This is a genomic window from Kitasatospora sp. NPDC056181 (genome assembly GCF_042266225.1).
In the GTDB taxonomy this organism is placed as follows: Bacteria; Actinomycetota; Actinomycetes; order Streptomycetales; family Streptomycetaceae; genus Kitasatospora.
Window position 1 is genome coordinate 60,831 of sequence record NZ_JBHJUK010000016.1, and the last position, 11,697, is coordinate 72,527.

Here is an 11,697-nt window from a genome sequence, read left to right on the forward strand (position 1 = left end):
CAGAGAAGGGGTTCCCGATGACCCTCGTCCGCCAAGCCGCCACCCTGATCCAGCTGTTGGGCCGCCTCCACCCCGAAGCCCTGGACGGCATCCGCCCGCACCTGCCCGTCCTCGGCCCCACCCGCCACGTCCACCTGGCCGCCAGCGGCCAGGCCGCCCCGCTCAACCCGCAACCGCTCCCGCCCGGGGCCCCCGAACTGCGGCTCGCCGTCTCCGGCACCGTCAACGCGGTGGCCAACACGGCCATCACCGCCCGCCTCTCCGGCGGCGACGTGCGCGCCATCCTCGGCGAGGTCGGCGACGACTGGTGCGGGACGGGACACCAGGTCAAGATCCCCTGGCCCAAGCACTGGCCGCTCCCCTGGCCCCCCGGCGAGCCCTACCCGATCGACCCCGACTACGCCACGCCCGCCGTCCAGGCCCAGGCCGCCCTCGGGTTCGAGGCCTACGCCGGCAGCATCGCCGACAAGGAACTCGGTGCGGCCTTCAGCGAGTTGGCCGAGCGACTCGCCGACGCGGCGATCCGGAACGCGAGCTGACCCGGAGGGCGGGCTGACCCGGAGCGCCGACGCGGACGCCCGGCCCCGGCCCGCCACATGAGTGGCGGGCCGGAATCATCCTGTGGCACCGGGGGGAACGGGCGTCGTGAGGTGGCGGCGTGGACCCGCAAGGGCCCGGACCACCCCGCGGCCCTCCGCCGACTCCCCGTCCACCGGGTCGGTGGCGAGCAGCGCGTACACGTCCATGTCGCGCCGCTCGCCGCCGACCGTCTGCCACTGACGCAGCCGGCCCTCACGGCGGAAACCCGCCCGCTCGGCGGTACGGACCGAACCGGTGTTCCACGGCTCGATGTACAGCTCCAGCCGGGCCAGCCGCAGTTCATCGAACGCCCAACGGGACACCGCCCGCAGCCCGTTGCCGGCCACACCGCGGCCACGCGCCGACCCGGCCGTCCAGTAGCCGAGCGAGGCCCTGCCGTCCCCCTTCGGCCAGAGACCGACGAAGCCGACCGGCCGCTGCTCCGCCGCGTCCACGATCACGAACGGGTAGCCGCTGCCGCGTCCGGCCTTCGCCCACTGCCGCTCGACGAAAGCCCGGCCGGCCGCGTCGTCGTACTCCGCCGGAACGGTCGTGACCAGCGGGATGTACGGGTCGGCGGCGGCCTCGCGGAGCACCCCGGTGTCGGCGATCCGCCAGGCCCTGAGCTCAAGGCCGGCACCGGCGGGCAGCGTTGGCACGGTCAGCGACTGGGGTTCCATGCCCAGAGCCTGTCACCACCGACGAGAAAGCCCCACCGAATATGCCGACCGTCGCCCAGGACCCCGCCCAGGACCCCGCCGGGGACCAGGCCCTCGTCGAGGCCGCCACCGACATCGCCCGCCGTTTCGCCCGCAGCGGCAACCGCACGGTCGCGGCCGCGGCCCGCAACGCCGACGGGCGGATCGTCAGCGCGCTCAACGCGTACCACTTCACCGGCGGGCCCTGTACCGAACTCGTGCTCATCGGTGCCGCCGCCGGCGGGGACGGCGGCGGGGACGGCGGTCGCGAGACCGAGGACGCCGACGACGCCGGGGAGACCGGGGGCGCCGTTCGCAGCCTCCCCGTCCTCGACCTGCTCCCCGAGGCCTACGTGTGGGCGGTCCACCGGCCGGAGGAGACGTAGCAGGTCACCCCGCCCGCCCGCCTGAGCCCGCATCCGGTTCGGCCGGGCGTGGCAAACCGGTGTTCCGCCACGCCACGGCCGGTGGACGCGCTACCGTGCCGATGACGAGGGAGATCACCGACCTATGGGGGCACGTTGTCCGACGAACTGCTGATGGCAAAGATCAACCACGGGTTCGACCACCTCGACGCCGACGGCGACGGACTGCTGACCGAGCGGGACCACGTACTGATGGGGCACTCGGTGGCCCGGTCGCTCGGGCACGCCGAGGGCTCGGAGGCCGAGGCCTGGATCGTCCGCGCCTACCTCACGATCTGGCACGACCTGCACCTGGCCCGCCTGCCGATCGGCACGGAGGCGATCACCCGCGAGCAGTTCACCGCCTCCACCGCGTCGCTCGTCGACGACCCGGAGGCCGCCCGGGCCAGCCTCGGGGCGCTGGCCGAGGCCTTCCTGGCCGTGGCCGACACCAGCAGGAGCGGCACGGTGGACGCGGGCGAGTTCTTCGTCTTCCAGCGCGGCCACTTCGCCGGCCTCTCCCGCGACGACGCCGACGAGGCCTTCCGCCGGCTCGACCTGGACGGCGACGGCAAGCTGTCGGCCGCCGAGTTCACCAACGCGATCATCGAGTACTGGACCAGCCGCGACCCGGAGGCCCCCGGCAACTGGTGGACGGGCCGGGCCTCGTTCGCCTAGTACTCCAGCTGAGATCGTGATCAAGGGTTGGCTGGCGTTGCGACCCGGAGGTGGGCCCGCTCTGCAGGAGCATCGAAGCAAGGCCGTTTTCGTGACGGCGGTGCAGCTATCGTCAGCGCATGCAGCCAAAGGTGATCTTCTTCGACCTCGGGGGCGTCGTCTGCCGCTTCCATCCAGAGCGACGGCTTGCCGCGCTTGGTACGGCATGCGGGCTCACGCCCGAGCAGGTGGAGAGCAGACTGTACGCATCAGGGCTCATCTCGCGGTGGGACCTCGGCCTTGATTCCCCGTCGGAGATCCACCGCACGATTCAAGAGAGGCTGGGGTTCCAGGGAAGCGTCCGGGTACTCCAGGAGATCTGGTGCCGTGCCTTCGAACCCGATCCCATGGTGCTCAGGCTGGCGGACACCGTGCGTCCTCTCCGCACCGCCCTGCTCACGGACAACGACCCCCTGCTCCTGGAAGCGCTCCCGGACTTGTTCCCTCAGGTCGCCTCCCGTTTCGACGCCCTGCTCTTCTCCTGCCGTCTTGGCGCTACCAAGCCCGAACCGGTGGTGTTCACCCAGGCCCTCGACATGATGGGTGTCGCCCCCGCGGAAGCCGTGTTCATCGATGACAGGGCTGCGAACGTCGCTGCCGCCCGCGAGTTGGGCATCGCCGCGATCCACTTCCGCGACACCGTCGGGCTCGGTGCGGCACTGGATGCGCTCCTGCCGCGGTGACCGTCACAACGCGTGAGAGGATCGCAGCTCGTCGCGGATCTCGCCCGCGTCCCAGCGGGAACCGGCGAGCAGGTGCTGCAGTCCGTCAGGGGTGGCGTGACCTGCGTATTCGGCCAGCTGCCAACCGTTCTGGCGGCCGACCGGGCCGAGTAGGCCGCGAACGTAGTCGCGCATTCGGCGGCACGGCTCCACGCGGCTGAAGCGGTGGCCGACACGGAGGAAGAGGTCTTCGAGTTCGCGGTCCCAGCTCTCGGCTGAAGGCTCGTTGATCACGACGGGAGGCTGCCCCCGCCGCTGCCACCACCAACGCCGGCTGCACACGATCGAGAGGCGGTCCCCAGAAGACCGCCCCTGACGGGCACCAGCCCACTACACTCACCGCGCAGCCTTCTGATCAGGCAAAACGTCGAAGTCCTGCTGGAATACTGGCCGCCGGGCGTGCGGAGCCCGCCCCTTCCTAGTCGGCCGCGGCGGCCGGGAAGTCGCGCAGGGTCCGGACGTCGCGGGCCAGCAGCAGCGGCACGCAGGAGAACAGGCTGACCACCGCCACCAGCCAGAGCGCCGGGCGCAGACCGATCGCCGAGCCGAGGAGCCCCCCGGCCGCCGCGCCGAGCGGGAGCGTGCCCCAGATGACGAAGCGGACCGAGGCGTTCATCCGGGCCTGCATGGCCGTCGGGGTGACGGCCTGGCGGAGGCTGACCTGGGCGATGTTGTAGACCGTGATGCCGCAGGCGGCGATCCCGGCGGCCCCGGCCAGGGCGGGGACGGCTCGATCCGGGGCAGCCGTGGCCAGCAACAGCACGCCCAGCCCCGGCAGGCACTTGGCCGCGACCAGCAGCCGCCCCAACCCGAGCAGCCGGATCAGGCGGCCGGTGAGCAGGGCGCCGATCAGGGCGCAGACGTTGCCGACGGTCAGCGCGAGGCCGAGCCGGCCCGGGGAGAGACCCAGGTCACGCAGGGCGAAGGCGGGCAGCAGGGCGCTCAGCGCGCCGCCCAGACCGGCCAGGTTGCCGATCGCGGTGGCGAGGGCGATCGGGCGCAGCAGCTGGTTCCGGAGGACGAACCGCAGGCCGTCGGCGATCCGGGTGCGCATCCGCTCCCGTGGCGCGGGCGGCTCTTGTGCGGGCGACTCCGTTGCGCGCAGCTCCTGTGCGGGCGGCTCCGCTTCGGCCCGCGCCGGGGTCCGGACCAGGCCGAGCAGGAGCGCGGAGGCGAGGTAGCTCGCGGCGTCCGCGAGCAGGATCAGCGGCGCTGTGACGACTTGCAGCAGCAGGCCGGCGAGGCCCGGGCCGGCCAGTTCGGCGGCCGAACGGGAGAACTCCAGCCTGCTGTTGCCCGCCGCGGTCTGCGTGCGGCCGACGACGCTGGGCAGGAAGGCCTGGTCGGCGATGTCGAAGAACACGGTGAACAGGCCCGTGACGAACGCGACCGCGCAGAGCAGCGGCACGCCCAGCAGGTCGAGGGCGTACCCGAGTGGCAGCACGCAGATCACCGCTGCCCGGCCGGCGTCGGCGACGATCATCACGCGCCGCCGGTCCCACTGGTCCAGCAACGCGCCCGCCGGCAGTCCGACCAGCAGGAACGGCAGGGTCTCGGCGGCGGCGACCAGCCCCAGTTGGCCCGGGGTGGCCCCGACGGTGGTGAGGGCGAGCACCGGGAGCACGAAGAAGCTGATCTGGGTGCCGAACTGGCTGACCGTGTGCGCGGACCAGAGCGCGGCGAAGTTCCGCTGCCTCCAGAGACCGGGCGGCGGCGTTGGCCGCGGCTCCGTCGTTGAGTCCGGATCCTTGTGCAAGTCCGTGTCCGGCATGCCGCCCCCTGCTCATCCGCGCAGCCCTGCGCCCGGCCGCAACTCCCCTGTGCGGCACGGCCGTCGAGCGATCGTAGCCGAAGGATCCAGCGGGCACAGGCGCCTGCGACGCACAGCCGGCGCACGACCGGGGAACGGCGAGGAAGCGGCGAGGGAGCGGCCGGGGCAGCCGACCGGAACCTCGTGGGACGGCAAGGAGGAGGGAGAGGGAGGAGAGACGTACGGGACGCGCAGGACGTGCGGGACGAGAGGGGCAGGACGGACAGGAGGCGACACGAGACGGCAGACGAACGGAAGGTGACGCTCCGCGACTGCACAACTTCCGTCAGTTGCGGTCGCCCGGGATTGGTCCCGTCCGGCCCGGGTAGTCCGGGTACGCTCCGGTTGCACGTGGCGGCCGGGGACACCGCCGGGAGGGCCGGTCCGGCGCTGCGCCGACCGTACCGACCGGCCCCCTTGAGGAGCCCCCATGCCAAACCTGGTCGAAACCGGCTACGGACCGGTGTCCGGGACCACCGAGAACGGGGTCACCCGCTTCCTCGGCATCCCCTACGCCGCCGCCCCCGGCAGCGAGGCCAACCGGTTCGGGCCGCCGGCCCCGCCCGAGCCCTGGGACGAGGTACTGGAAGCCACCGCGTACGGGCCGACGCCGCCCAAGCCCCCGATCAAGGGGCAGCTGGGCGAGCTGATGCCCGATCCGGTGATCGAAGGCGACGACTGGCTGAGCGTCAACGTCTGGACCCCCGAGGGCGAGGGGCGGGATCCGCTGCCGGTCATGGTCTGGATCCACGGGGGCGGCTTCACGACCGGCTCGTCCGCGGTGACCGCCTACGACGGCGCGACATTCGCCCGCGACGGCGTCGTCTGCGTCACGCTCAACTACCGCCTCGGGATGGAGGGCTTCGCCTACATCGAGGGCGCGCCGGCCCCGGCCAACCGCGGGTTGCTCGACCAGGTGTTCGCGCTGGAGTGGGTACGCGACAACATCGCGAACTTCGGCGGCGATCCGGACAACGTCACGCTGTTCGGCGAGTCCGCCGGAGCGATGAGCGTGCTCGCCCTGATGTCGGCCGGTGTGGACCTCTTCCACAAGGCGATCGTCCAGAGCGGCACCGCCCACCTCGGCCAGACCGTTGCCGACGCCTCGCTGGTCGTCAAGGCCGTTGCCGACCGGCTCGGCGTCACCCCCGACTTCGCGGGCCTGTCCACCGTGGCGCCCGGCGACCTCATCGAGGCCCAGAGCCAGGTCGGAGACGACGTCGCCGCCGGCGCCGACGCGGCCAAGTACGGCGAGAGCACCATCGCCGCCTGCGGCATGGCCTTCATGCCGGTGATCGACGGCGGGCTGCTGTCCGCCACGCCGTTCGAGGCCATCGCCCGCGGCGCCGGAGGGAACATCCCGCTGCTGATCGGCACCACCACCGAGGAGTTCCGGCTCTTCGTGATCCCGACCCCGATGGTCTACTGGCCGGATGCCGAGGCCTTCCGCGCCCGCGCCGAGGTCTACGGCGTCCCGGCCGGCTTCTACGACCAGTACGCGAAGGGCGGCACGGACGTCTACCCGCGCCGCGCACCCTCCGGGATCGCCTGCGCCGTCCTGACCGACCGGCTGGTCCGCATTCCGACCTACCGGATCGCCGAGGCCCGCGAGAGCGGGGGCGGCGCGGCGCCCACGTACGTCTTCGAGTTCGGCTGGCGCTCCCCGACGGAGCCGAACACCCTCCGGGTCGGCCTCGGCGCGTGCCACAGCCTGGAGATCCCCTTCGTCTGGGACACCCTCGCCAACCCCGAGAGCCGGAAGTTCACCGGCCCCAACCCGCCGCAGGAGCTCGCCGCCGAACTCCACTCCCGCTGGGTCGAGTTCGCCAGGACGGGCCGGCTCGCCGGCTGGGCCGCGTACGACACCGGCGACCGCCCGGTGATGACCTTCCACCGGGACAACGCGCCCCGGAACGAGGTCGTCAACGACCCCCGTGGCGCCGAGCGCAAGCTGTGGGAGGGTGTGCTCGACCCCGCCTGACCGACGCATCGGCAACGCCGCGCGCGGCCCGGCCGGGGTGACGGGCCGCGCGGGAGGCGACGTCGCGCCCTGGGCGCCGCCGGAGCTGCTGCGGCCGGCCCCTCCCCCTGGCGACCCCCCTGGCGACCGGTCGCTCCCGCCGCAGCCGGCGCCGGTTCGGCGCGGACGGGGGTGCCCGCCGCACGGGGTGCCCGCCCGGCGGGGTGTCCACCGCGTAGGGTGTCCGGCATGCTGATCTGGATCAACGGGCCCTTCGGCGGCGGGAAGACGCAGACAGCCCACGAGTTGCGGCGCAGGCTGCCCGGGAGCGTGATCTGCGACCCGGAACAGGTCGGGTTCGGCCTGCACCGGATGACGCCGAGGCCGTTGCGCGGCGACTTCCAGGACCTCCCGGCCTGGCGGCAGGGCGTGTTCGAGGTGCTCGACCGCACGCTCACCGCCCATCGGGGCACGGTGCTCGTGCCGATGACCGTGGTCGAACCGGTCTACTTCGCCGAGACGGTCGGGCGCTTGCGCGAACGCGGCCATGACGTACGGCACTTCGCGCTGCTGGCGGAGCGCGAGGAGGTGTTGCGGCGGCTCCGGGAGCGCGGCCTCGGGCACGCCGTGAGGCTGGTCGCCGGCAAGGACGCGCCGCTGCGCCGCGAGAGCTTCGCCGTCTCGAAGCTCGACCACTGCCTGGAGCGGCTGCGCGGAGCGGAGTTCGGCGAGCACCTGCACACCGACCACCTCACCGTCGCCCGGGTCGCCGACCGGATCGCGGCCTCCGCGGGGCTGACGCTCGCACCGAACACGGACGGCGAGCTGCGCGGCCGGCTGCGGCGGGCCTGGACCGGTGTCCGGCACATCCGGTTCGACTGACGAACGAGCGGACGGACGGGCCGGCGGACCGACGGGCGGACGGGCCGGCGGACCGACGGGCGGACCGACGGACAGGGGGACGGACGGGCGGACGGACCGGCGGACTCGCGGGCCCGCCCACCGACGTCCCCGGCGGCCGGCGGCGCCGGGCGGATGACGATGATGGGTGCAACCGTCACACCGTTGGGAGCCCGCCCGTGCCCTTCCTCTACGTCGTCGTCTGCGCCTCCGGCCTCGCCCCCGAGACCGGCCGGCTGATCTCGGCCGCCCAGGCCGAGGGCTGGGAGGTCGGCGTCGTCGCGACCCCGCACGCGCTCGGCTTCATCGACGAGGCCACCGTCGTCGCCCGGACCGGTTACCCGATCCGCTCGGCATGGCGGAAGCCGGGCGAGCCGAAGCCGCTGCCGCCGCCGGACGCCATCGTCGTGGCACCCGCCACCTTCAACACCGTCAACAAGTGGGCCGCCGGGATCTCCGACACGCTCGCCCTCGGCATCCTCTGCGAGGCGTACGGGCTCGGCGTGCCGACGGCCGTCCGGCCGGTGCTCAGCGCGGCGCAGGCCGCCCACCCCGCGTACGCCGAGAGCCTGGCGCGACTGCGGTCGATGGGCGTGCTGGTCCGGGAGGACGGCGACCTCACGGCCGTGCTCGACGCGGTGCGGCCGGTACTGCGGGCCCGGACCGGCGCCGAGCCGGAGGCCGAGCCCGATGCCGAGCCGGGGACCGCACCCGGTGCCGGGCCGGGACCCGCGGGAGGGTGAGCGGTCAGTCCAGGGGGACGATCCGCTCGACCACGGTGTCGACCAGGGCCGCGAGCCCGTCCTCGCCCAACACCCCGGGCAGCGTGAGGTGTTCGACGAGCAGCCCGGTCATCGCAAGGTAGAGGAGGACCACCGTCTCGCGGTCGCCGGGGAAGCCCTCGTCCAGGTGGTAGGCGATGTTGGCCTCCAGCTGCTCGCGGATCGTGCCGGTGAGCTGGTCACGCACGCCGGGCCGGCGGGTGGCCTCCAGCCGCAGTTCGAGCATGGCCAGGTAGCCGGCCCGTTCGGCGGTGATCCGCCGCAGCAGGTCGTGCATCAGCGCGGTGACCAGGGCGCGGTCGCGCGGGGCGCGGAGCAGCTCGGCGAGGACGGCCGGGTCGGGGGTCAGGCGGTGGTGGATGTGGCGGGCGACCCGGTTGAGCAGGTCGTCGCGGTTGGCGAAGTAGTTGGACGCGGTTCCGGCCGGCACACCCGCCTGGGCGTCGACCGCGCGGAAGGTGAGGCCACGGGCGCCCTCGCGGGCCAGGACGTCGATGGCGGCGTCGGTGAGGGCGGTGCGGCGGGCGGGGTTCTGGGCCATGACTCTGATCCTCTTTCAGGAAAACTCTTGCAACCACTACACCCGGAGTACTATAACTGTCGTTGTTCAAGGCGCAGCGCCTTGAACCAACCGACCTCAAGGACGTGAATGCGCAAGCTCACCTACTTCATCGGCGCCTCCATCGACGGCTTCATCGCCGCACCCGACGGCGGTTTCGACTTCCTCATGTCGTACGTCGAGGGCGAGTTCCTGGAGCACCTCACCACCGAGTACGCCGACACCCTGCCCACGCCGGGCCGCGCGGCCTTCGGTGTCGCGGACGTGCCCGTCTCCCGCTTCGACACCGTCCTGATGGGCCGCGGCACCTACGCCGTGGGGCTGCCCCTCGGCCTCACCAACCCGTACGCCCACCTGCGGCAGATCGTCTTCTCCCGCACGCTGACCAGCCCCGACCCGGCGGTCGAGGTCACCGGCGAGGACCCGCTCACCCTGGTGCGCAAGCTCAAGCAGGAGGACGGGCTCGGCATCTGGCTCTGCGGCGGCGCCGAGCTGGCCGGTCAGCTGCTGCCGGAGGTCGACGAGCTGATCGTCAAGCAGTACCCGGTCGTGGCCGGCCAGGGCGTCCCGCTCTTCCGCGCCGACTTCGCGCCGCACGGCTTCACCCTGGCCGACTGCCGCCCGTTCGAGAACGGCACCGTCGTCCTCACTTACGCGAAGCGGACCGGGCCGGCCGCCGGCTGACGCTCACCACCAGACAGACGCCCGCGACCACGATCGCCCCACCCAGCAGGGTGGGGCCGGTCAGCGGCTCGGCCAGGACCAGCCAGCCCAGCAGGACCGCGACCACCGGGTTCACGTAGGCGTAGGTGGCGACCAGGGTCAGCGGGGCGGACTGCAGCAGCCAGGCGTACGCGGTGAAGCCGACCAGCGAGCCGACCACCACCAGGTACCCGAGTGCCAGCCAGGACCGCCCGGAGAAGGCGTCCACGTCCAGCCCGTGCTGCTCGCCGCGCGCCAGTCCGATCAGCACGTTGCCCAGGCCGCCCACGAGCATCTGGTAGGCGCTTCCGGCGAAGACGTTGCCCGGCATCGGGATCCGCTTGGCGGCGAACGAGCCCGCCGCCCAGGTCAGCGTCCCGCCGATGACCGCGATCACCCCGGCCGGCGGGATGTCCCCGCTGATCGCGGGCGCGGACAGCACCGCCAGGCCCGCCAGTCCGAGCAGCACGCCCGACAGCTCGACCGGCTTCGGGCGGTCGCCGCCCGCCGCGGTGAGCAGCACCATCCAGAGCGGGACGACCGCCACCAGCAGCGCGGCCAGGCCGGACGGGATGGAGTTCTCGCCCAGCACCACCAGTCCGTTGCCGCCGGTCAGCAGCAGCACGCCGACCAGTGCGGAGGAGCCCAGCTGCCGGACGTTCACCCGGAGCCCGGCCCGCCCCTGGCGGAACAGCACGAAGCCGGCCAGCAGCAGTCCGGCGAAGATGAAGCGCGCCCCGGCGGAGAGGAACGAGGGCATCGTCTCCAGCGCGATCCGGATCGCGAGGTAGGTCGAGCCCCACACCACGTACACCACGCCCAGCGCCACCCAGACCGCCCCGCCCAGCCGCGCCGCCGGGGGCACCGCATCGGCGGGCGTCACGGCGGACAGGGTGGAGGAGGGCTGGGCGGCCTTCCGCGAGACGGGCGCTGTCATGGGTGTCCCCCTTGGACGGTGCTGGCGGTTCACCCGCCATGACAGCGCATCAGCGGGTCCGCGCGCCAGTGGGTATCACCAGGCGATCGCCGCAGGCGCTACGGTGGGCGCCCCTCGGCCGGTGCCAACACGGCCGGGGACGACCGGTCACCGACGACCAATCACCGACAACAAGCGACGACCGCCAACGGATGTCGGATTCCAGGAGGTGCCCAGTGCCCGCCGAACCGGCCGACCCCGCCGACGCCGCCGGCCCCACCGACGACGACGCCGTCGCCGGCGCGCTGCCGTTCTTCGTCTACGGCACGCTCCGCACCGGCGGTCACAACCACGCCTTCCACCTCGCCGGGCGCTGCGCGGACGTCCGGCCCGCGGTGCTCCCCGGCGCCGCCCTGCACGACGGCCCCGGCTTCCCGTTCGCCGTGCCGGACGCGACGCCCGGCCGCCAGGTCGTCGGCGAGCTGATCACCGTGCGTCCCGGCGCGTACGGCCCCGCACTCGCCGCGCTCGACCTGCTGGAGGACTGCCGGGCGGACGGCACCGGCGAGTACGTGCGACAACGGCTGACCGTCCGGACGGCGGGCGGCGGGACGCACGAGGCCTGGGTCTACCTGGCCGGCCCCGCCGTCGCCGCCCGCCTGCGCACCCACCCGGCACTCATCCCGTCCGGGGACTGGATGCACCGGCGGCGAGGGCCCGACGGGCCCTGAGCACGGCGGGGCGGCGGGACACCGGCACGGAGAAGCGCGAGGAGGCCAGAGCGCAGGAGCACCGGCCCGCCGGCGAACGGCGAACAGCGATATGTCGACACTGCGCCGCTACACCGGGCGTGCACCCTGGCCAGGAGCCCGCCGCGTACCGCCAGGTAGGCTGCGGCTGCCCGCACGACCGGCGGACTGGCGGTCGCCCACCGCCGCGCGGGCACCG

General features: G+C 73.3%; 14 protein-coding genes. 9 read left to right on the forward strand and 5 right to left on the reverse strand.

Features of this window, described 5'->3' with window-relative positions; genetic code table 11:
* The first annotated feature begins 17 nt into the window (after positions 1-17).
* Positions 18-539 carry a hypothetical protein gene (locus ACFC1F_RS09595; RefSeq protein WP_376156837.1) on the forward strand — a complete coding sequence of 174 codons (522 nt, stop codon included), beginning with the start codon at positions 18-20 and terminating at the stop codon, positions 537-539.
* Between the two features lie 75 nt (positions 540-614).
* Here ACFC1F_RS09595 and ACFC1F_RS09600 read toward each other — a convergent pair whose 3' ends face one another.
* On the reverse strand, positions 615-1,259 hold the full coding sequence (locus ACFC1F_RS09600; protein ID WP_376156838.1) for a GNAT family N-acetyltransferase: 645 nt from the start codon (positions 1,257-1,259) through the stop codon (positions 615-617).
* A 41-nt stretch (positions 1,260-1,300) separates the two neighbouring features.
* Between ACFC1F_RS09600 and ACFC1F_RS09605 the strand changes: the two genes are divergently transcribed.
* The 3 genes from ACFC1F_RS09605 to ACFC1F_RS09615 all read left to right on the forward strand — a co-directional run bounded on the left by ACFC1F_RS09605 (position 1,301) and on the right by ACFC1F_RS09615 (position 3,081).
* Positions 1,301-1,663, forward strand: coding sequence for a cytidine deaminase (locus ACFC1F_RS09605; protein ID WP_376156840.1), 363 nt, complete (start codon positions 1,301-1,303; stop codon positions 1,661-1,663).
* A 153-nt stretch (positions 1,664-1,816) separates the two neighbouring features.
* Positions 1,817-2,359, forward strand: a complete 543-nt coding sequence (locus ACFC1F_RS09610; RefSeq protein WP_376156842.1) for an EF-hand domain-containing protein — start codon at positions 1,817-1,819, stop codon at positions 2,357-2,359.
* Between the two features lie 119 nt (positions 2,360-2,478).
* Positions 2,479-3,081: an HAD family hydrolase gene (locus tag ACFC1F_RS09615; RefSeq protein WP_376156843.1), complete on the forward strand. Its 603-nt coding sequence runs from the start codon at positions 2,479-2,481 to the stop codon at positions 3,079-3,081.
* Positions 3,082-3,084: 3 nt separating this feature from the next.
* Here ACFC1F_RS09615 and ACFC1F_RS09620 read toward each other — a convergent pair whose 3' ends face one another.
* Both ACFC1F_RS09620 and ACFC1F_RS09625 read right to left on the reverse strand, forming a co-directional pair.
* Positions 3,085-3,354 (reverse strand): hypothetical protein, encoded by a 270-nt coding sequence (locus ACFC1F_RS09620; protein ID WP_376156845.1) that lies wholly within the window; start codon positions 3,352-3,354, stop codon positions 3,085-3,087.
* 184 nt (positions 3,355-3,538) lie between these two features.
* Complete coding sequence (locus tag ACFC1F_RS09625) at positions 3,539-4,891, reverse strand: MFS transporter (RefSeq protein ID WP_376156847.1); 1,353 nt, start codon at positions 4,889-4,891, stop codon at positions 3,539-3,541.
* Positions 4,892-5,360: 469 nt separating this feature from the next.
* Here ACFC1F_RS09625 and ACFC1F_RS09630 point away from each other — a divergent pair, with 469 nt between their 5' ends.
* From ACFC1F_RS09630 to ACFC1F_RS09640, 3 genes are all read left to right on the forward strand, one after another.
* Complete coding sequence (locus ACFC1F_RS09630) at positions 5,361-6,911, forward strand: carboxylesterase/lipase family protein (RefSeq protein WP_376156848.1); 1,551 nt, start codon at positions 5,361-5,363, stop codon at positions 6,909-6,911.
* Between the two features lie 228 nt (positions 6,912-7,139).
* Positions 7,140-7,772: an AAA family ATPase gene (locus ACFC1F_RS09635; protein WP_376156849.1), complete on the forward strand. Its 633-nt coding sequence runs from the start codon at positions 7,140-7,142 to the stop codon at positions 7,770-7,772.
* Between the two features lie 197 nt (positions 7,773-7,969).
* Positions 7,970-8,533 carry a flavoprotein gene (locus tag ACFC1F_RS09640; protein WP_376156851.1) on the forward strand — a complete coding sequence of 188 codons (564 nt, stop codon included), beginning with the start codon at positions 7,970-7,972 and terminating at the stop codon, positions 8,531-8,533.
* A 4-nt stretch (positions 8,534-8,537) separates the two neighbouring features.
* Here ACFC1F_RS09640 and ACFC1F_RS09645 read toward each other — a convergent pair whose 3' ends face one another.
* Entirely contained in the window at positions 8,538-9,113 is a 576-nt protein-coding gene (locus ACFC1F_RS09645; protein ID WP_376156852.1) for a TetR/AcrR family transcriptional regulator, read from the reverse strand.
* 108 nt (positions 9,114-9,221) lie between these two features.
* Between ACFC1F_RS09645 and ACFC1F_RS09650 the strand changes: the two genes are divergently transcribed.
* Positions 9,222-9,815 (forward strand): dihydrofolate reductase family protein, encoded by a 594-nt coding sequence (locus ACFC1F_RS09650; protein ID WP_376156853.1) that lies wholly within the window; start codon positions 9,222-9,224, stop codon positions 9,813-9,815.
* Here the strand turns inward: ACFC1F_RS09650 and ACFC1F_RS09655 are convergent.
* A complete protein-coding gene (locus ACFC1F_RS09655; protein WP_376156855.1) occupies positions 9,778-10,770 on the reverse strand; it encodes an EamA family transporter in 993 nt (330 codons plus the stop codon). The two genes, ACFC1F_RS09650 and ACFC1F_RS09655, sit on opposite strands and share 38 nt — an antisense overlap.
* 215 nt (positions 10,771-10,985) lie before the next feature.
* Here ACFC1F_RS09655 and ACFC1F_RS09660 point away from each other — a divergent pair, with 215 nt between their 5' ends.
* On the forward strand, positions 10,986-11,480 hold the full coding sequence (locus ACFC1F_RS09660; protein ID WP_376156856.1) for a gamma-glutamylcyclotransferase family protein: 495 nt from the start codon (positions 10,986-10,988) through the stop codon (positions 11,478-11,480).
* Positions 11,481-11,697 lie beyond the last annotated feature (217 nt).